Origin of the sequence: Nocardioides albertanoniae, from assembly GCF_006716315.1 — a bacterium.
In the GTDB taxonomy this organism is placed as follows: domain Bacteria; phylum Actinomycetota; class Actinomycetes; order Propionibacteriales; family Nocardioidaceae; genus Nocardioides; species Nocardioides albertanoniae.
This window is the reverse complement of the sequence record NZ_VFOV01000001.1, coordinates 1300254-1319520: the sequence shown is the minus strand read 5'-3', so window position 1 is coordinate 1319520 and position 19267 is coordinate 1300254. Positions and strand designations below refer to the sequence as shown.

At 71.4% G+C, this 19267-nt stretch carries 15 protein-coding genes; 6 read left to right on the top strand and 9 right to left on the bottom strand.

Translation table 11 applies throughout. The annotated features are described in order from the left end of the window. Position 1: 1 nt before the first annotated feature. The 7 genes from FB381_RS06295 to benA form a co-directional block, all read right to left on the bottom strand. Positions 2-733 (bottom strand): alpha/beta hydrolase family protein, encoded by a 732-nt coding sequence (locus FB381_RS06295; protein WP_141779500.1) that lies wholly within the window; start codon positions 731-733, stop codon positions 2-4. Next, positions 730-1977 carry a benzoate/H(+) symporter BenE family transporter gene (locus FB381_RS06290; protein ID WP_141779499.1) on the bottom strand — a complete coding sequence of 416 codons (1248 nt, stop codon included), beginning with the start codon at positions 1975-1977 and terminating at the stop codon, positions 730-732. Before FB381_RS06290 ends, FB381_RS06295 begins: the two co-directional genes overlap by 4 nt. After that, the gene (locus FB381_RS06285) at positions 1974-4679 is read right to left on the bottom strand and encodes a LuxR C-terminal-related transcriptional regulator (protein WP_211352334.1); all 2706 of its coding nucleotides are present in this window, start codon (positions 4677-4679) and stop codon (positions 1974-1976) included. The genes FB381_RS06290 and FB381_RS06285 overlap by 4 nt, the downstream gene beginning before the upstream one ends. Positions 4680-4699: 20 nt before the next feature. Further along, a complete protein-coding gene (locus FB381_RS06280) occupies positions 4700-5974 on the bottom strand; it encodes an MFS transporter (RefSeq protein WP_141779498.1) in 1275 nt (424 codons plus the stop codon). A 70-nt stretch (positions 5975-6044) separates the two neighbouring features. Beyond that, complete coding sequence (benC, locus tag FB381_RS06275) at positions 6045-8819, bottom strand: benzoate 1,2-dioxygenase electron transfer component BenC (RefSeq protein ID WP_141779497.1); 2775 nt, start codon at positions 8817-8819, stop codon at positions 6045-6047. Positions 8820-8830: 11 nt separating this feature from the next. Then, positions 8831-9358 carry a benzoate 1,2-dioxygenase small subunit gene (gene benB / locus FB381_RS06270; RefSeq protein ID WP_141779496.1) on the bottom strand — a complete coding sequence of 176 codons (528 nt, stop codon included), beginning with the start codon at positions 9356-9358 and terminating at the stop codon, positions 8831-8833. 2 nt (positions 9359-9360) lie between these two features. Continuing rightward, positions 9361-10728 carry a benzoate 1,2-dioxygenase large subunit gene (gene benA / locus FB381_RS06265; RefSeq protein WP_141779495.1) on the bottom strand — a complete coding sequence of 456 codons (1368 nt, stop codon included), beginning with the start codon at positions 10726-10728 and terminating at the stop codon, positions 9361-9363. Between the two features lie 194 nt (positions 10729-10922). Here benA and FB381_RS06260 point away from each other — a divergent pair, with 194 nt between their 5' ends. The 4 genes from FB381_RS06260 to FB381_RS06245 are packed head-to-tail and all read left to right on the top strand — an operon-like array spanning position 10923 to position 14640. After that, entirely contained in the window at positions 10923-11828 is a 906-nt protein-coding gene (locus FB381_RS06260) for a LysR substrate-binding domain-containing protein (protein ID WP_141779494.1), read from the top strand. A gap of 14 nt (positions 11829-11842) precedes the next feature. Continuing rightward, the gene (locus FB381_RS06255; protein WP_141779493.1) at positions 11843-12946 is read left to right on the top strand and encodes a mandelate racemase/muconate lactonizing enzyme family protein; all 1104 of its coding nucleotides are present in this window, start codon (positions 11843-11845) and stop codon (positions 12944-12946) included. Between the two features lie 47 nt (positions 12947-12993). Then, positions 12994-13884, top strand: a complete 891-nt coding sequence (catA, locus tag FB381_RS06250) for a catechol 1,2-dioxygenase (protein ID WP_141779492.1) — start codon at positions 12994-12996, stop codon at positions 13882-13884. Between the two features lie 54 nt (positions 13885-13938). Beyond that, positions 13939-14640 carry a dienelactone hydrolase family protein gene (locus FB381_RS06245; RefSeq protein WP_170225073.1) on the top strand — a complete coding sequence of 234 codons (702 nt, stop codon included), beginning with the start codon at positions 13939-13941 and terminating at the stop codon, positions 14638-14640. Positions 14641-14646: 6 nt separating this feature from the next. Here the strand turns inward: FB381_RS06245 and FB381_RS06240 are convergent, their stop codons facing one another. Then, on the bottom strand, positions 14647-15567 hold the full coding sequence (locus tag FB381_RS06240; RefSeq protein ID WP_141779491.1) for a diacylglycerol/lipid kinase family protein: 921 nt from the start codon (positions 15565-15567) through the stop codon (positions 14647-14649). Beyond that, entirely contained in the window at positions 15564-17126 is a 1563-nt protein-coding gene (locus FB381_RS06235; protein WP_246087985.1) for an FAD-binding oxidoreductase, read from the bottom strand. Before FB381_RS06235 ends, FB381_RS06240 begins: the two co-directional genes overlap by 4 nt. Before the next feature lie 17 nt (positions 17127-17143). Between FB381_RS06235 and FB381_RS06230 the strand changes: the two genes are divergently transcribed. Then, the gene (locus FB381_RS06230) at positions 17144-17734 is read left to right on the top strand and encodes a TetR/AcrR family transcriptional regulator (protein ID WP_141779490.1); all 591 of its coding nucleotides are present in this window, start codon (positions 17144-17146) and stop codon (positions 17732-17734) included. Next, positions 17731-19239, top strand: coding sequence for a glycerol-3-phosphate dehydrogenase/oxidase (locus FB381_RS06225; RefSeq protein WP_141779489.1), 1509 nt, complete (start codon positions 17731-17733; stop codon positions 19237-19239). The genes FB381_RS06230 and FB381_RS06225 overlap by 4 nt, the downstream gene beginning before the upstream one ends. Positions 19240-19267: the final 28 nt, after the last annotated feature.

Genomic DNA, 19267 nt, shown 5'->3' with positions numbered 1-19267 from the left:
CTCAGACCTCGCCGACCGCGGTGAGCAGGCGCGGCCAGGCCGCGGAGGCCGGGTCTCCCCAGGCGGCATGGTCGGCGCCGTCGACCGCCTCGAGGCGTACGCCGGGGTGGGCTGCCACATAACGCTCGGAGATCCCGTAGGGGATCACGGTGTCGGCAGCGCCGTGCAGGATCCGGACGGCGACCTGAGGGGCGAGGCCGACGGGGTCGGCGGCGGCGTACGCGTCGGGCACCTCGGCGGGCGACCCACCGAGGAACTCCTCGACCGCTCCGTCGCCGAGGCCCTCGTCGCTCATCGCGGCCAGTGCGGCGGCGGGAGCCAGGGCCACGACGCCGGTGACCAGGGTGCCCGGGCGGGAGGCTGCCCACAGGGCGAGCTGACCGCCGGAGGAGTGTCCGACCAGGGTGATCCGGCGCGGGGCGTCGTTGTGCACGGTCCACTCGCGGCCGCTGAGCTGGATCGACTCGATCGCGGTCTCGACGTCCTCGCACGCCTGGCGCCACTGGCCCTGGCCGTGCCGATACTCCACCGTCGCGGTGAGATGACCTGCCTCCCCCAGAGCCCGGCCGGCCGCCCAGGTGCGCATCCGGTCGGAGTCGCGCCACAGCCCGCCGTGGAGCAGCAGCACGAGGGAGTCGGTGGCCTCCTCTGGCTCGAAGACGTCGGCCACCTGACGAGCGGTGGCGCCGTAGCGCATCGTCGCGTCCGGGTAGGTCGACTCGGTCGTGGTCATGACTTCTCCTCGCTGTTGCGGCTGTCGCCGTCTTCTCGGCTGTTCCGGCTGTCGCTGTCGAGCAGCACGCTGACCACGACACCGACCACCAGCCCCCAGAAGGCGGAGCCGATGTTGAGCACGGTGATGTCGGCGACGGTCACCAGGAAGGTGACCAGGGCGCCGGTGACGTGGGGCCCGCTGAAGGCGGACTGGAAGGCACCCTGCAGCGGCTTGAGCATGGCCAGGCCACCCAGAGCCGCGACGTACGCCTCGGGCATGGTGGTGATCGCCCTGACCATCCCCGGGGCGAGCAGGCCGAACCCGATCGCGAGCACCCCGCACCAGATCGCTGCCGCGTAGTGCCGTCGAGGTTCGCCCGAGGCGGTGACCAGCGCGTTGGTGGGTCCGGCCAGGCAGGTGGAGACGCCGCCGAAGGGCGCGGCGACCAGCGAGGTGACCCCGCACCAGCCGGTCACCTGGTTCATCCGGGGGTCGTGGCCGACGGCGCGCAGCACCGCCATCCCCTGCCCGTTCTGCACGACCAGGACGGTGACCAGGAGCGGGATGGTGAGCTCGACGAAGGCGGACCCGGTGAACGACGGAGCCGTCCAGACCGGATCGACCACCCAGCGGCCGGTGACCTGGACGGCCGGCCGGTCGGCGAAGGAGACCGCCACCGCGCCGACGGCGAGCGCCGCCAGCACCGCGGGCAGCCAGCGCGCCAGCCGCGGGATCGCGCTGACGGCCACGAAAGCGGCCACCATCGGTCCGGCGATCGCGAGGTCACGATCGACGGCGAGCACCAGGTCGGTGCCGAAACGGAGGAAGACGCCCGCGACCATCGCCATCACGATCGGCATCGGCAGCAGGTGCATCACCCGGTCGACCTGGCGGGTCAGCGCCAGGGCGAGCAGCAGCACCGCCGCCATGACGAACCCGCCGACAGCCTCCGGCCAGGTCGTGCCCGCGGACATCGCCTGGCCGACGACCACGGTGCCGGGGATCGTCCAGAAGTAGACCAGCGGCTGCCGGCTCCACCGCGAGGCGATGATCGTCAGGACGCCGTTGAGGCAGAAGACGGCGCTCACCCAGGAGGCGACCGCGCCCGCGGAGAGGCCGGCGCCCTGGCCGACGGCGAGGATCACCGCGACCGGACCGGTGCAGGAGAACAGGAACCCGATGAAGCCGTTGGTCAGCTCGTGACTGCCCAGGTCGTGGAGCAGACCGGAGCGGGGCTCGCGGACGTCGATGTCGATGCTCATGACTCCTCCGTCGGCTCGGCGGACGACCCGGTGGATGACTCGACGGCCGGCTCGGCGGACATCGCCGCCAGCTCGGTGCGGCCGCGGACGCCGAGCTTCGAGTAGATGCGAGTCAGGTGATACTGGACGGTCTTGGGCGAGACGAACAGCTGCGCGGCCACCTCCCGGTTGGAGAGCCCGGAGGCGACCATCTCGGCGACGGCCTCCTCCTGCGGGGTCAGGTCGACCGGGCCGCGGCGGCCACGCGGCGCCCGCACTCCCCCGGCTCGCAGCTCGCGCTGGGCCGCATCGACGAAGGTGCGCGCACCCATGCCGTCCCACTGGTCGCGGGCCGCCGAGAGCAGCGCGTCCGCGTCGCGCCGGCGACCCGCGCGCCGCAACGCCTGGCCGTAGGCGAAGGTGACCCGGGCTCGCTCGTAGCGCAGCGGCAGCCCTTCGAGCAGGCCGAGCGCACTGTCGAAGGTCTCCCGCACCCCGACGAGATCGCCGCGGGCACCGTGCCAGCGGCCACGTGCGGTGGCGAGCCGCGCCTGGGCGGAGCGATGCTGCTCCTCGCGGGCGCGGGTCTCATGGGGGCCGAGGAAGGCGTCGGCCTCGTCCAGCCGGCCCTCGGCGACGAGCGCGGCAGCGTACGTCTCGGCCCAGGGCCAGATGGCCGGCTCGGTCAGCGCGCTGCCCGTCGGAGCGTGGGTGAGCGGCTCCAGGATGCGGAGCACAGCACGGAAGTCGCTGCGCGCCTCGGCGATGTGGGCGCGGGCGAGCATGGCCGGCACCCGCATGATCTCGTAGCCCTGGGCTCCGGCCTCGGCAGCGCGGGCGGCGCGGGCGGCGTCCTCCCAGCTGCCGTTCAGCAGGTGGGTCTCGGTGGCCGTCCACTCCAGCAGGGGCGTGATCAGGGCGATGCCCGACTCGGCCGCGAGCGCGCGGCCGGCCGCGACCGTGTGCAGGGCGGCCTCGCCCTCTCCCATCAGGAACTGCACACGTGCCAGCCAGGCGAGCGCCCACAACGAGATCCGGGTCGAGCCACCGAGGACGCGTGGGTCGGTGACGCCCTCCAGAAGGCTCCGGCTCTCGTCGGGCTCGTCCGCGAGCACCCCCAGCCAACCGCGGCCCATCGTGACCCGCTGGGTCTGCGCGCTGTGGCCGACCTCGCGGGCGGCGAGGACGTACGCGTCGTGGGCGTCCTCGAACCGGCCGGACATCGCGAGCCCGAGCCCGCGTATCGCTGCCGCCTCGACGCCGGCCGCGGTGTCCCGGCCGGCCAGCGAGATCGCTCGGTCGGCCCAGGTGACCAGCTCGGTGCCCCGGCACTGCGCCAGCGAGTGCAGCACGTGTCGCTGGGCGATCAGCGCCGCGGTCTCGGGCTCCCGGTCGGCGTTGACGATGTCCCAGGCCCGCTTGAGCCGCACCTCGGCCTCGGTGGCCCGCCCGCGCAGGATCGCCAGATAGGCGAGCACGGCATCGCGCAGCGGCGTCTCGCGCAGCCCCTCGATCACGGGCACCAGCGCCGCCGCGCCGGTGCCGTCGCCGGCCGCGACCAAAGCGTCGACGGACCGGATCAGCCGGTCGTCTCGGTCCAGCGGATCCACGGTGAGCCGGCTGGCGTCGCGGTAGAGGGCGGCGGCGTCGGCCCAGGCGCCTTCGTCGCCGCGCCGCTGGGCCAGCCGGGCGACCTCGTCGGCCAGATCGGCGTCGGCCATCGGGGTGGCGGCGACGAGGTGCCGGACCCGACCGACCTCGTCATCGACGATCTGCGCGGCGCGCTGGTGCGCGTCGGCGGCGCGGCGAGCGCCCATCGCCGCCAGCACCGCGGCACCGACGAGCGGCGTACGCCACCGCGGGAGGTGATCTCGGGAGGTCTCGGTCAGGCCGGCTGCCGCCAGGGCGTCGACCGCGGTCAACGGGTCCGCGAGGCCGGCGAGCGTGGCGGCCTGCCCCAGCGAGGCGCCCTCGCCGAGCACGGCGAGAGCCTCCGCCAGGGCGCGTCCCTCGGGGGTGCAGCCGGCCAGAGCGGCCTGCACCTCGTCGCGTACGTGGCTGGGTGCCGGCAGCTGGGTCTCGGGGCGCACCCACTGGCTCGGCGCGAGCTCGTCGAGCAGTGCGACCGCATCGCGAGGGTTGCCCGCGGTGTGCCGGGTGAGCACCTCGGCCATCGCCGGGTGCAGCACCCGCCCGCGCAGCGCGCCGAGCTCGGCGATCGCGGACGCGTCGAGGCCCTCGATGCGGATCGCGTCCGCGGCGATCTCGCTGAGGAAGGCGGTGCTGCGGGTGGCCGCCAGCACCACCAGGAAGGGTGAGTCACGGTGCCGGCGCAGCGCTGACGCGATCGCCTGAAGCGAGAAGGCATCGGCGAGATCCGCGTCGTCGAGGACGATCAGACCTGGCTCGTCACCGACAGCGACGACCAGCGCACGGGCCACCAGGGCGTCGGCGGCATCGGCCGGGTCGGCCGGCGGGTCCTCACCGAGCAGCTGGCGCAGCGCCGCGCCGGGCGTGCCCTGCTCCCACGCGCCGGCGCGGGCCTTCAGCGCCGGTGTGGCGGCGCGGTCGGCAAGACCGCGCAACAGCGCTGTCTTGCCCATCCCCCGGCCCCCGAGGGCCAGGATCGCTGCGGATCCCGAGGCACGGGTGAGGGCCAGCCGCGAGGCGAGCTCACCGAGCTCGTCCTCACGACCGACACACCCAGCTCTCTCTATGAGCACGGTCACACCCTAGGCCCCCTTCATGCTGCCACGGCTCCGTCGACCACGACGTCGACCACGGTCTCCTCGGGCGAGCGCGGCACGGCAACGGCGACCACTGCGCCGAGCAGCGCGATGCCCGCGAAGATCTGGAACGCGGTGCTGCCACCGACCCCGGCAGCGACCAGAGCACCGCCGATGATCGGCCCGACGATCCCGCCGAGCCGTCCGAACCCGGCGCACCAGGCGACGCCCGCGCCGCGGGCACGGGTCGGGTAGTAGTTGGCGACGAGGCCGTAGATGAGCACCTGCGTACCGATCGTGCCGACGCCGGCGATCGCCACGGCGGGGAAGAGCACGGCGAGCGGCAGCCCGAGGGGCAGCAGCACCAGCATCAGGCCGGCGAGCACAAAGGTCGTCGAGACGACCTTCTTGGCTCCGGTGCGGTCGGCGACGTACGAGGCCAGCAACCCACCGACGATGGCGCCGCCGTTGAGCACCAGCAAGAAGGTGAGCGCGTAGGCCTTGCCGTAGCCGTTGTCCTCCATGATCTTCGGGAGCCAGGTGTTGAGGCCGTAGGTCAACAGCAGTCCGGAGAAGCTCATCAGGCCGAGCACGATCGTCGGGAACGCGAGCGGTCGGCGGGCAAGAGCGCTGAAGCCGACCGCGTCCTGGGCCGCGCCGGCGCGCGCCGGCTGAGCGCGGGAGTCGAGCCACAGCTGCGACTCGGGAAGCTTGGCGACGGCGAAGGGCAGGAGCAGGATCAGCGGGCTGGCTCCGATCGCCATCAGGATCCGCCAGTTGGAGCCGCTCGGGTCGATGATCAGGGCCATCAGGGACGCGGTCACACCGCCGGCGGGGATGCCGCTGTAGACGAGCGCGTTGAGCCGGTTCTTCTTCTCCGGCGGTGCGAACTCGGCGACGAGCGCGCCGACGGTCGCCAGGATCGCGCCCAGCCCGATCCCGGTGAGGAAGCGCAGGGTGCCGAAGACGGCGATCGAAGACGCGAGCGCGGTCGCCGCCATCCCGAGGGAGAACCAGGTCACGCTGGCGAGCACCACCTTTCGCCGCCCGATCCGGTCGCTGACCGCGCCCGCGCTCAGCGCGCCGACGAGCACCCCGACCAGCGCATAGCTGCCCAGGGTGCCGGCCTGGCCCGCGGAGAGCTGCCCGATCTGGGACGAGTCGGCCATGAGCGTCGGCAGGACGGTGCCGTAGACCACGAGGTCGTAGCCGTCGAACATCAGGGCCAGCGCGGAGAGCGCGACGACCCAGGCGAGCTGGCGCCCGCGCTTGTCATCAGTACTTTCGGACATGGGTGATCTCCATGGGTCACGCGAGCGTGCTCGCGAAGGGAGGGTCGGCCCCGAGAGAGGACCTGGTGGCTCAGCCGAGGTCACCGCCGGCGACGGGAAGGACCGTGCCGGTGATGTAGGAGGCCTCCTCGGAGGCGAGGAAGCAGATCGCGGCGGCCTGCTCGTCGAGCGTGCCGTAGCGATGCATCAGCGAGGTCTCGAGGGTCTGGTCGATGTGCGCCTGGAACCACGCCTTCTCCGCGTCCGTGCCCGGCGCTGGTGTGCCCCGGGAGATCCGGCGCGGCGGTGCCTCCGTACCTCCCGGAGCCGTCGCCGTGACGCGGATGCCCGCGTCGGCGTACTCGAGCGCGAGGGAGGCGGTGATCGCGTTGATCCCGCCCTTCGCCGCCGAGTACGGGATCCGGTGGATGCCCCGGGTCGCGGCCGAGGAGACGTTGACGATGACGCCACGGCCCCGCTCGACCATGCCCGGCAGCGCGGCCCGGCAGGCGTAGAGGGTGGTCATCAGCGACCGGGTGATCTCGGCGTCGATCTGGTCGGCGGTGAACTCGACGAACGGCTTGAAGTTGATCGCGCCACCGACGTTGTTGATCAGCACGTCGATCCGGCCGTACGCCGCCAGGGCCTGCTCCACCAGCGCGGCGGCGCCGTCGTAGCGCTCGAGGTCGCACTCGACCGCCGTCGCCGTCCCACCCTGCTCGGTGAGGTCGGCGGCCACCTCACCGGCCAGCGGCGAGCGGTCGGCTAGGACGACCTTGCCGCCCTCGGCGCCCACCCTTCGGGCGACCTGGGCGCCGATGCCCTGGGCCGCCCCGGTGACCACCACGACCTGGCCGGCGAACCGGCCCGGGGTGATGAACCGTGGCTTGGTCGCGGCGGCCGACTCAGCCATCGCGCGCCGCATCGTCTCCTTCGAGCGCTCGCTGTGGGCCTTGATCAGGTCACGAGCGGCGATCCGGTCGCCGCGCTCGAAGGCCTCGACGATGTCGAGGTGGTCCTGGGTACAGCTCGGGTGGCACCAGGTGGCGTTGCGCAGCACGTCCTCCATCCGGCCCTTGACCCCGAGCGCCTGGTAGGCGGCCAGCAGATGGCTGTTGCCGGTCAGGGTGAACAGGTAGTCGTGGAAGGCCGCGTTGGTCTCGGTGTAGCCGTGGGCGTCGAGGAAGCGGTCGCCGTCGACGTACGGCAGGGTCGCGTCGGCGAGCAGCCGGTAGCCGGTCAGCTGCTGGGAGTCGAGCCGGCCGATGGTCAGGTCGAGCGCGCCGACCTCCAGCGCCGCCCGGGCCTCGAAGATCGCGTCGGAGGCCGAGATGTCCGGATGCTCCTCGCCGATCGTGTAGCCGTCCGCCGTCGTGTCCCCGCTGGTCGAGCCGGCTCCCCCGCTGGTCGAGCCGGCGGAGCCGCTAGGCGGAGGCCCCACCGGATCAAGCTCAGTGAGACCAACAGAGTCGTCTCGCGCAAACACCTCTTGTCCGCCGATGCCACGCGCCTCGGGGGACTCGAGCAGGTCCTCGACCGTGTTGGTCTCGACACCGGCCACTGCGTGTCCGGGCTCGACCAGCGGAGGAAGCACCAGCTGCCCGGCGATCCGGCGAATCCGGTCACCATCGTCGGTCGAGCCACCCCCGCCGGTCGAGCCGGCCTCGTGAGGAACGAACGAGGCCGTGTCGAGACCAACAGAGTCGTCAATCGCGAACACCTCCTGCCCGCCGATGCCACGCGCCTCGGGCGACTCGATCAGTGCCGCGACTGTGTTGGTCTCGACAGGCTCGCTGGCGCTCGCGGCTCGACCAGCGGATTCGGGCGCCTCGGCGGGCACGGCGAGGGCGAACTTCTCGTAGTAGAACCCGGTGGGCTCGAGGCCGGCGTCGGCGACGTGCGTACGCACCGCCTCGACCATCGGCGGCGGGCCGCACAGGTAGATCGCGACGTCGCCGTCATGGAGGTGCTCGTCGCCGATCAGGCTCATCACGTAGCCCTTGTTGGCGGCGGTCGAGGCCGGGTCGGAGACACAGTGGTCCCAGGTGAACCCGGGGATCCGCGAGACCAGCTCACCGACCTCGTCGAGCTTGACCAGGTCGTCGTCGGTGCTGACGCCGTAGACCAGTCGGCCACCACGGGCGCAGCCGTCGACCTCGAGCTGGCGCAGCATCGAGAGCACCGGCGCCAGGCCGGTGCCGCCGGCCAGCATCAGCACCGGCCGGCGCGCCTCGCGCAGGAAGAAGGAGCCGTTCGGCCCGGTGAAGGTGACCTCGTCGCCGACGGCGGCGCGCTCGGTCAGCCAGGTCGACATCGCGCCGCCCTCGGTCAGCTTGACCAGGAAGACGAGCCGCTCCTCGTGCGGGGCGTTGGCGAAGGAGTACGACCGGGTCACCTCGGTGCCGGGCACGGCGATGTTGACGTACTGGCCGGGCAGGAAGGCGAGCTCGCCGCGGTTGGGGATGTCGATGGCGAGCTCGACCGTGGTCGGGCTGAGCCGGTCCAGGCCGACGACCGTGCCGGTGTAGCTCGCGGCGCCGGTCTTGGCGACCTCGGAGGTGGTGGCGATCTGCAGCGCGAGGTCCGAGCGCGGCTTCATCGAGCAGGGCAGGGCGTACCCCTCGGCGGCCTCGGCATCGGAGAGCGCGTCCTCGATGTAGGTGCCGCCGTCGTACTCCCCCGACTCGCACAGTGCCTTGCACGTGCCGCAGGCGCCGTCGCGGCAGTCGAGCGGGATGTTGATCCGCTGACGGTAGGACGCGTCGGCGACGGTCTGGTCCTCACGGACGGTGATGAACCGGGTCACCCCGTCCTCGAAGGACAGTGCGACCTGGTGGGTCGCGATCTCAGTCTCGGTGGCAGTCATCCCACACCTCCTCAGAAGTGGTAGATGTCGACGACGTGGTGGATGTAGTCGTTCTTCAGCACCACGGTCTTGCGGCGGATCAGCGGCTGCTCTCCGGAGAAGTCGATCGTGTAGAACGACGTGCCGTAGTAGGGGTCGACGCTCTTGTAGCGGAAGTACATCGTGTGCCAGTTGAACCGCACGTCGACCAGGTCGCCGCGGCGCTCGATCACCTCGACGTTGCTGATGTTGTGCGACGTACGCGGCTCGGGCAGCGAGGTGGCCGAGGACCGCTCCGTACGGATCCGGAAGACGCGGTCCTCCAGGCCACCCTTGTTGGGGTAGTAGACCAGCGACATCTCGGTCTGCGGATCCTCGGTGAGGAGGTCGGCGTCGTCCCAGCAGGGCATCCAGTAGACGACGTCGTCGGCGTAGCACTCGAGCCACTTCTCGAACTCGCGGTCGTCGAGGAAGCGCGCCTCGCGGTAGAGGAACTGCTCGATCGCGTTCTGGGTGATCAGCTTCTCCCCGGCCGGAGCATCGTTCTGCGTGAGCGTCATGATCAGTTGCCCTTCTCGTTCGCGATGGCCGTACGCATCTGCTCGGTCCACTGCGCGTGCATGACCGGGTAGAGGCCCTCGTCCTCGTTCTTCGCACCGGCCGAGATGACCCCCGGCATGTCCAGGGCCTCGGCGACCTCGTCGGGCCCGGTGAGCCAGTGCTCGGCACCGCGGCTCATGTCGTTCCAGGGCGCGGCGGAGGCCTGGTAGGTCAGGAAGCAGGAGCGGAACTCCTCCAGGTCGTCGGGCGTGGCCATGCCGGAGGCGTTGAAGAAGTCCTCGTACTGCCGGATCCGCCAGGCCCGTGACGCGGGCGCCTCGCCCTTGGGCGCGATGCAGTAGATGGTCACCTCGGTCTGGTCGACCGAGATCGGCCGGAAGTGCCGGATCTGGGTCGAGAACTGGTCCATCAGATAGACGTTCGGGTAGAGCAGCAGGTTGCGCGAGCCCTTGACCATGAACTCGCCTTTGGCGTCGCCGAACTTCTCCTTGAGCCCGTCCATCTGGTCCCACAGCGGCCGGTCGGCCGGGTTGGCCGCCCAGGTCCACAGGCACAGGTGACCGTTGGGGTAGGACCAGTAGCCGCCGCCCGACTTGCCCCAGCTGCCGGCGTCGACGGTCTTGGTGGTGTTCTTCGACTCGCCGGTGTTGCGGCGCGAGGTGGTGGCGGCGTAGTTCCAGTGGGTCGCGGTGACGTGGTAGCCGTCGGCGCCGTTCTCGGCCTGCACCTTCCAGTTGCCGTCGTAGGTGTAGGTCGAGGAGCCGCGCAGCACCTCGAGGCCCTCGGGCGACTGGTCGACGAGCATGTCGATCACCTTGACGGTGTCGCCGAGGTGCTCCGCGAGCGGAAGCACGTCGTCGTTGAGCGAGCCGAACAGGAAGCCGCGGTAGCTCTCGAAGCGCGCGATGTGGGTGAGGTTGTGCGAGCCCTCGGTGTTGAAGCTCTCCGGGTAGCCGGCGTCGTCGGGGTCCTTGACCTTGAGCAGGGTGCCGTCGTTGCGGAACGTCCAGCCGTGGAAGGGACAGGTCAGGGTCATCCGGTTGTCGGTCTTGCGCCGGCACAGCATCGCGCCGCGGTGGGCGCAGGCGTTGATCATGCAGTGCAGCTCGCCGTCCTTGTCACGGGTGATCATGACCGGCTGGCGACCGATGTAGGTGGTGAAGTAGTCGCCGGGGTTCGGCACCTGGCTCTCGTGGGCGAGGTAGATCCAGTTGCCCTCGAAGATGTGCTTCATCTCCAGCTCGAAGATCTCCTCGTCGGTGAAGATCCGGCGGTTGGCGCGGTAGATCCCGGCCTCGCGGTCCTCGACGACAGCGTCGGACAGGACGTCCTCGACGTGGCCGAGGTTCTCGGTGAGCGGTGCGGTCATGATGAATCCTCCAGCGGGTGACGGTCCTCCGACCTTCGCAGCCAGTGGCGTCCGTCACACCAGGTGAATACCCAGTTCCGACCTGGGCATCTATTGATCTACAGGACCGATCAATAGACACGTTTTTCGTCCTTGTTGTTTATCGATCGCAGGCCTAGCGTGGCGCTCATCACCACATTTCGAGGAGGAGCGTCATGGAGCTACGCCATCTGCGTTACTTCGCGGCGGTCGCCGAGACCTGCCACTTCGGGCAGGCCGCGACCCAGCTGCACATCGCTCAGCCCGCGCTCTCCCAGGCGATCCGTCAGCTCGAGTCCGAGCTCGACGTCACCCTCTTCACCCGCACCACCCGTCAGGTGTCCCTCACCCCCGCCGGGGAGTTCCTGCGGGCAGAGGCCGTCCGGGTGCTGGCCGCCGTCGACGACAGCGTCCGAGGCGTACGCCGCATCGGCGCCGGCCGCCACGGCCTGGTCCGCCTCGGGCTGACCGGCACCGCCTCCTTCTCCCACCTGCCGGGCATCGCTCGCGTGGTCAAGCGCGAGCTGCCCGACGTGGCGCTGGAGATCCACGCCGACCTGCTCACCCCGGCACAGTGCGAGCGCCTGCAGAGCGGCTCGCTCGACCTCTGCGTGCTGCGACCGCCCGCCGTCGGCGACGGCCTGACCCTGCGCACCCTCGAGGTCGAGCCGCTCGTGCTCGCCGTCCCCGTCGACCACCGGCTGGCGGTCGAACCGGTGGTCGCGCTGGCCGACCTGCGAGCCGAGCCGTTCGTGGCGTACGCCGGGCGCGACTCCGCGGTCAACGAGGCCGTCCTGCGCAGCTGTCGCCAGGCCGGCTTCGTGCCGCGACGCGAGCACGAGGCGCCCAGCACCGCCGTGCTGCTCGCCCTCGTCGCGGCAGGTCTCGGCATCGCGGTCGTGCCGGCATCGGTGCGCGCCCTGCCGCTGGCCGGCGTGGTCTTCCGCGACCTGCTCGACGCCGGCAGCGTCGAGCTCGCGCTGGCCCACCGCACCGACGACGACAACCCGGTCGTCGAGGCCGTCATCGACATCCTCGACGCCGCCGCCCTGTTCTCCTCACCCGGCCTCGACGCTCCCTGATTCGGAGTCACATCATGAAGATCACCAACATCGAGGCGATCCCGTTCGCCATCCCTTACCGCAAGCCGCTGCGCTTCGCCTCCGGCGAGGTGCACGCCGCCGAGCACGTGCTCGTCCGCGTCCACACCGACGACGGTGTCGTGGGTGTGGCCGAGGCTCCGCCGCGGCCCTTCACCTACGGCGAGACCCAGGCCGGGATCATCGCGGTCATCGACCAGCTCTTCGCACCACAGCTGGCCGGGCTCACCCTGCTCGAGCGGGAGACCGCCCGCGTGCTGATGGGACGCACGGTCGGCAACCCGACCGCCAAGGCCGCCGTCGACATGGCGATGTGGGACGCCCTCGGCAAGACGCTGAACCTCCGCGTCGTCGACCTCCTCGGTGGCTTCACCGACCGGATGCGGGTCTCGCACATGCTCGGCTTCGACTCCCCCGAGGCGATGGTCGCCGAGGCGGAGCGGATGCTCGACACGTACGGGATCCGCACGTTCAAGGTGAAGGTCGGCCGCTCCCCCGTCGAGCTCGACACGGCTGTCGTGCGGGCGCTGCGCGAGCGGTTCGGCGACGAGATCGAGCTGTACGTCGACGGCAACCGCGGCTGGAGCGCGGCCGAGTCGGCCCGGGCGATGAAGCAGATGGCCGATCTCGACCTGCTCTTCGCCGAGGAGCTCAACCCCGCCGACGACGTGCTCGGCCGGCGCTGGCTGGTCAGCCAGATCGACGTGCCGTTCATCGCCGACGAGTCGGTGCCGACCGCGGCCGACGTCACTCGTGAGGTGCTCGGCGGGTCGGCCACCGCGATCAGCATCAAGACCGCGCGCACCGGTTTCACCGCGTCGCAGCAGGTGCTCCATCTCGCCGAAGGGCTCGGCCTGGAGGTGGTGATGGGCAACCAGATCGACAGCCAGGTCGGCACCGCCTGCACGATCGCGTTCGGCACCGCCCACCAGCTCACCTCACGCCGTGCCGGTGAGCTCTCGAACTTCCTCGACATGGCCGACGACCTGCTCACCGAGCCGCTCGAGATCCGCGACGGCGAGCTCGCCGTACGCCCTGGTGCGGGCCTCGGGGTCGAGATCGACCCCGACAAGCTCGACCGCTACCGCACCGACCGCTGAACACCACCCCACACGGTCTCGGGCCGTGCATCACGAGAGGAACAACCATGACCACCGACCAGACCGTCGAGTCCGCCGAGTCCACCGCCTCCGAAGCCGCCTCCGCTGCCGCGTCCGGCGCCTCCGCCACCGAGCGGTTCGCCGCTGACAAGTCGCCCTTCGAGGCCGTCAAGGACACCCCGCCCGAGCGCGTCGACAGCATCGCCAAGCGAGTGCTCGGCGCCGTCTACGACACCATCCGCGAGGAGAAGGTCACCTACGACGAGTTCAACGCGCTCAAGGCGTGGCTGATCCAGGTCGGCAAGGACGGCGAGTGGCCGCTCTTCCTCGACGTCTGGGTCGAGCACGAGGTCGAGAAGGTCGCCACCGAGCACCGTGAGGGCAACAAGGGCACCATCGAGGGCCCCTACTACGTGCCCGAGGCCCCCGAGCAGGGCGCGAACGGCACCATCCCGATGCGCGAGGGCGAGTCGGGGACGCCGCTGACCTGGCACGGCACGGTCACCTCCACCGACGGCACCGCGCTCGCCGGGGCCAAGATCGAGCTGTGGCACGCCGACGCCGACGGCTTCTACTCCCAGTTCGCCCCCGGCATCCCGGAGTGGAACCTGCGCGGCAGCTTCACCCTCGGCGACGACGGCGCCTTCGAGATCCACACGATCCAGCCGGCTCCCTACCAGATCCCGACCGACGGCTCCTGCGGCAAGCTCATCGCCGCCGCCGGCTGGCACGCCTGGCGTCCGGCCCACCTGCACGTCAAGGTCTCGGCCCCGGGCCACGAGCTCCTCACCGCCCAGCTCTACTTCCCCGGCGACGAGCACAACGACGACGACATCGCCTCGGCGGTCAAGCCCGAGCTGGTGCTCGCGCCGGTCGCCAACGAGGACGGCACGGTCAGCGTCGACTACGGCTTCGTGCTCGACCCGGTGCGCGACTGAGACCGATCACCGCCTCGGCGCTCGACCTGCAAGGATGAGCGCCGAGGTGATGAGATGTCGATGATCGACTATGCGGCGCCCGCCGGGTCCGTGCCGGGCTATCTGTCGGTGCCCGACGGCGACGGACCCTGGCCCGGGGTGGTGGTCGTGCAGGACATCTTGGGCATGACCACCGACATCAAGCGGATCAGCGACCGGTTCGCTGCCAACGGCTACCTGGCGCTGACCCCGGCGCTCTACCAGCGCGGGTCGAAGCCCGCCTGCGTCGTGAGCACGATCAGATCCCTCGTGACCGGCCGCGGCACCGCCGTCGACGACCTCGTCGCGGCCCGCGACCACCTCGCCGCCGACCCGAGGTGCACGGGCAAGGTCGGCGTCGTGGGCTTCTGCATGGGTGGCGGCTTCAGCCTGCAGCTGGCGCCGCGGGGCATCTTCGACGCCGCCGCGCCCAACTACGGCATCCCGCCGCGTGACCTCTCGGTGCTGAGCGAGTCTTGCCCGATGGTGGCCAGCTTCGGCGCCAAGGACCGCACCCTGCCCGGGGCCGCCGGCAAGGTCAAGGCTGCCCTCGCGGCGGGCGACGTGCCCCGCGACGTCAAGGAATACCCCGAGGTCGGCCACAGCTTCATGAACGACTGGGGCTTCCCCCGTCCGATGGGCACCCTCGAGCGGGTGGTCGGATTCAACTACTCCGAGCCCGAGGCCGAGGACGCGTGGCGACGCATCCTCGGCTTCTTCGCCGAGCACCTCTCCTGACCGGTCTCAGCTCGGCAGCAGGAGCTGGAGCGCGCCGGGGAGGACGTCGATCCTGGTGGCCTCGTCGACACCGGCCGGCAGCTGGCCCAACGGCTCGCCGTCGCCGCCCATCGGCACCGAGGGCGTGCCGTTGATCGTCACCGACCGCCCGCGCACCACGTGCACCTCGTCGAGCTCGACGTGGGCACCGTCATAGACCTTCGGCAGCGACTGGATCAGACCCCGCCTGCCGGCGGCCTCGATGACGACGACGTCGAGCAGACCGTCGTCGACCTCGGCCTGCGGCGCGATCTTCATGCCCGACCCATAGAACTTCGAGTTGGCCACGACCACCGTCGCGGCACCGAAGTCGTGGGCCACACCGTCGATCACCACGTGGGCCTCGATCGGCTTGTACGTCGCGAGCGCATGCACCGCGGCGTACGGGTACTGGAGCTTGCCGGGCAGCCATCGCACCTTGTCGACGATCTCACCGGCGACCGCGTCGACTCCCGTGTAGACGGAGCTGGCGACCACGCGCGGCTCCGCGTCGCCGATCCGCACCGAGAGCAGGTCGATCGCGCGGGGTGCGCCCTCGAGCAGGATGGCGGCGACCTCCTCCGGGTCCGAGGAGAGACCGAGCATCCGGGCGAAGTCGTTGCCTCGCCCGGCGGGCACGATGCCGAGGGTGCCGCCCAGCTGAGAGACGCGGCCCGCGATCGAGGACAGCATCCCGTCGCCACCGACGGAGACCACGATCTCGCCGCGGGCGACGGCGCCCTCGATGACGTCGAGGGTCGCGCGCGGACCCGAGGAGTAGGTCACGTCGACCGTGGCGCCGGCGTCGCGCAGGATCCGGGCGACGGGCACGACCGCCGCGGGGGCGGCGCCGCCGCCGGAGACCGGGTTGACCAGGAAGGAGAAGGTGCGGCCGCTGGGCTCGGTCACGGGATCAGCACCCCCGGGTTGAGCACGCCGTCGGGGTCGACCGCACCCTTGAGGCCGCGCAGCATCGCCACGCCGACCGGGCCGATCTCGCGAGCCAGCCACGGCTTGTGGTCGGTGCCGACCGCGTGGTGGTGGGTGATGGTGGCGCCGGACTCGACCATCGCGTCGGAGGCTGCCGCCTTCGCCGCGAGCCACTGCTCCAGCGGGGCGTCGGCCTGCTTGGCGGCGACGGTGAAGTAGAGCGAGCAGCCCGTCTCGTAGACGTGCGAGATGTGGCAGAGCACGAGGGTGCCCTCACCGAGCGAGGTCTCCAGCGCCTGCTTCACGGCCTGGTAGACCTTCTCGCGCGAGGACCAGAAGGTGGCGGTCTCCAGGGTCTCCACGAGCACCCCGACGTCGAGCAGCGAGTCGCGCAGGTAGGGCGCGTGGAAGCGGCCCTCGGCCCATGCCTGGCCGCGCTCCTCCCCCAGGTTGGTGCCGCCGAGCGACTCGAGGACGGCGCTGACCTCGGCGCGCGAGGCGGCCACCGAGGCTCCCTCGTGGCCCACGATCATCACGCAGCCGCTCACACCGTCGCCGCCGATGTCGCTCTGGCTGGCGAGGTTGACCATCGTCTCGGCCTCGTCGGAGATCCTGATCACGGTCGGCAGGAGGCCCGACTGCGCGAGCTTCCGCATCGCCTCGGCGCCCTCGGCGAAGGTGGCGAACGACCACGCCTCGTAGACCTTCTCAGCTGCCACGGCGCGCACCCGCACGGTGACCTCGGTGATCACACCGAGAGTGCCCTCCGAGCCCATGACGACCTCACGCAGGTCGGGGCCGGCGGCGTTGGCAGGGGACGAGCCCAGCACGAGCTCGCCGATCGGGGTGGCCATCCGCAGACCGACCACCATGTCGTCGAAGCGGCCGAAGCCCGCCGACGACTGGCCGCTGGAGCGCGTCGCGGCGAAACCGCCGATCGAGGCGTACTCGAACGACTGGGGGAAATGACCGAGCGTCATGCCGTGCTCGGCCAGGGCCTTCTCGGCCGCGGGGCCACGCATGCCCGGCTGGAGCACCGCCGTCATCGACACCGGGTCGACGGAGACGAGCTGGTCGAGGCGTACGAGGTCGAGGCTGATCAGGCCGGCGAAGCCGTCGCGGCGGGCGGCGAGACCACCGGTGACGCTGGTGCCACCACCGAACGGCACGACCGCGACCCGGTGCTCCACGGCCCAGGCCAGCACGGCCTCGACGTCGGCGTGGGAAGACGGACGCACCACGGCGTCGGGCGCGTCGGCGAGGTCGCCGGAGCGCGCCCGCAGCAGGTCGGGGGTCGACTTGCCACGGGTGCGGAGGCGACGCGACTCGTCGTCGACGAGCACGGCGTCGTCACCGATGGCCGTCTTCAGGGAGCCGAGCACGTCGTCGGACAGACCGGAGGCCGGCACGCTCACCTCGGTCACCGCCGGGGTGTCGCGGGTGCCCACGAACGCGTCCACCAGCCCGCGGACGGAGTCCGAGAGGGCGGATGCCTCCGACGGGGCGCCCCAACGCTGGGGATGCATTTCATTCGTCATTCGTTACAGTGTGACACATGACGTCAGGACGCAACAAACAACCCTCCACGGCAGAGCGGCTGATCACCGCTGCCCGAGAGTGTGTGATCGCCGTCGGCTGGCGGCGCACCACGCTCACCGACGTCGCCAACCGTGCGGGCGTCTCGCGGATGACCGTCTACCGCACCTACCCCGACATGACGACCCTGTTCGCCGACCTGATGACGCAGGAATGGCTCCAGGTCGTCTCGGAGGTGCTGCCGGCGGACGCGGACCCTCGCGGCCCCGAGCAGTTCGCGACGGCCATCACCGGCACCGTGAGCGCCGTACGCCGCAACGAGCTGTTCCGCCGGGCGATCGACCTCGATCCCGAGTGGCTGCTCCCCTACCTGTTCGTCCGTCGCGGCCGCTCCCAGGACGCCGTGCTGGAGCTGCTGGCGACCGAGCTGGCGCGCGCTCAGCAGGACGGCTCGATCCGCTCCGGCGACCCCGCTCAGCTGGCCCGGACGATCGTGCTCGCCGCCCACGGCCACGTGCTCTCGATCGCCACGATGACCGACGAAGACATCAGCACCGACTCACTCGACCGCGAGCTCACCGAGCTCGTCCGGAGGTATCTCACGCCATGACCGCCCGCATCCGAACCGGACTCGCCGGAGCACCCGACAACGTCGACCTGGTCGTCGTGGGCCTCGGGGTCACCGGCGCCGGCGTCGCCCTCGACGCCGCCTCGCGAGGGCTGAGCGTACTCGCCGTCGACGCGCACGACATCGCCTTCGGCACCTCTCGCTGGTCGAGCAAGCTGGTGCACGGCGGGCTGCGCTACCTCGCCTCGCTGCAGGTCGGTATCGCCCACGAGAGCGCCGTCGAGCGCGGCATCCTCATGGAGCGCACCGCTCCCCACCTGACCCGTCCGCTGCCGTGGCTGATGCCGCTCTCGAGCAACGTCTCCTTCGCCCAGGCCACCCTCTCCACCCTCGGTTTCCAGGCCGGCGACGTGCTGCGGCTGGGCGCCCGCACCAGCAGCGACACGCTCCCCCGGCCCCGCCGGGTCTCCCGCACCGAGGCCCTGGGCCTCGCGCCGGCGCTGCGGTCGGCCGGGCTGCGCGGCGGCCTCATCAACTGGGACGGTCAGCTCGAGGACGACGCGCGGCTGGTGACCTGCATCGCCCGCACCGCCGCCGCCCACGGGGCGCACGTGCACACCCGCGTACGCGTGCAGGAGGCGACCGGCACCCAGGTCGTGCTGCGCGACGAGATCACCGGCGAGAGCCGTACGGTGAGTGCTCGCGGCGTCGTGAACGCTGCCGGGGTGTGGGCCGGCGACCTGGTCGAGGAGGTGCGGCTGCGCCCCAGCCGCGGCACCCACGTGGTGCTGCGCGCCGAGGCCATCCCGGGCCTCCGCTCGGCGCTGACGGTGCCCGTGCCCGGCAGCACCAGCCGGTTCATCTTCGCGCTGCCTCAGCCCGAGGGCACCATCTATCTCGGCCTGACCGACGAGCCCGCCGACGGCGACATCCCCGACGTGCCGCAGCCGACGGAGGGCGAGATCGGCTTCCTCCTCGACATCGTCGGCTCGGTCCTCGACCAGCCCCTGAAGCGCTCCGACGTCGTCGGCGCGTTCGCCGGCCTGCGGCCGCTGCTGGAGAGCGACGGCTCGACCGCCGACCTCTCCCGCAAGCACGCCGTGCTCACCTCGCGTACGGGTGTGGTGACCGTCGTCGGCGGCAAGCTCACGACCTACCGGCAGATGGCGGAGGACGCCGTCGACGCCACCGGTCTGGCCACGACGCCCTCACCCACCCGCGACCTCCCACTGCTCGGCGCAGCGCCCCGCGCCGAGCTGGCCGCGATCGAGGAGCCCGAGCGGCTGGTGCGCCGGTTCGGCACCGAGGCGCGCTTCGTCATCGACGAGGCGGCCCGGGTCACCGGCCTGACCGAGGACGAGCTCGTCGCCCCGGGCCCCGGTGGCGTCACCCTGGCCGAGCTCGTCTTCGGCGTCACCCACGAGGGCGCAGCCGACGTCGACGACCTGCTCGACCGGCGTACGCGGGTGGGGCTCGTGCCCGCCGACCGCGAGGCCGCGGTCCCGCTCGCGGAGCGCGCCCTCTCCCTGGCGCACGCCAGGTCATGATTCCATGCCCGGGATCTGATCCAGAGGG

What these genes read in the sequence shown, in the direction of transcription:
- FB381_RS06295 (WP_141779500.1), bottom strand. Translation starts at nt 733, where the DNA reads ATGACCACGACCGAGTCGACCTACCCGGACGCGACGATGCGCTACGGC.
- FB381_RS06290 (WP_141779499.1), bottom strand. Translation starts at nt 1,977, where the DNA reads ATGAGCATCGACATCGACGTCCGCGAGCCCCGCTCCGGTCTGCTCCAC.
- FB381_RS06280 (WP_141779498.1), bottom strand. Translation starts at nt 5,974, where the DNA reads ATGTCCGAAAGTACTGATGACAAGCGCGGGCGCCAGCTCGCCTGGGTC.
- benC (WP_141779497.1), bottom strand. Translation starts at nt 8,819, where the DNA reads ATGACTGCCACCGAGACTGAGATCGCGACCCACCAGGTCGCACTGTCC.
- benB (WP_141779496.1), bottom strand. Translation starts at nt 9,358, where the DNA reads ATGACGCTCACGCAGAACGATGCTCCGGCCGGGGAGAAGCTGATCACC.
- benA (WP_141779495.1), bottom strand. Translation starts at nt 10,728, where the DNA reads ATGACCGCACCGCTCACCGAGAACCTCGGCCACGTCGAGGACGTCCTG.
- FB381_RS06260 (WP_141779494.1), top strand. Translation starts at nt 10,923, where the DNA reads ATGGAGCTACGCCATCTGCGTTACTTCGCGGCGGTCGCCGAGACCTGC.
- FB381_RS06255 (WP_141779493.1), top strand. Translation starts at nt 11,843, where the DNA reads ATGAAGATCACCAACATCGAGGCGATCCCGTTCGCCATCCCTTACCGC.
- catA (WP_141779492.1), top strand. Translation starts at nt 12,994, where the DNA reads ATGACCACCGACCAGACCGTCGAGTCCGCCGAGTCCACCGCCTCCGAA.
- FB381_RS06245 (WP_170225073.1), top strand. Translation starts at nt 13,939, where the DNA reads ATGTCGATGATCGACTATGCGGCGCCCGCCGGGTCCGTGCCGGGCTAT.
- FB381_RS06235 (WP_246087985.1), bottom strand. Translation starts at nt 17,126, where the DNA reads ATGACGAATGAAATGCATCCCCAGCGTTGGGGCGCCCCGTCGGAGGCA.
- FB381_RS06230 (WP_141779490.1), top strand. Translation starts at nt 17,144, where the DNA reads ATGACGTCAGGACGCAACAAACAACCCTCCACGGCAGAGCGGCTGATC.
- FB381_RS06225 (WP_141779489.1), top strand. Translation starts at nt 17,731, where the DNA reads ATGACCGCCCGCATCCGAACCGGACTCGCCGGAGCACCCGACAACGTC.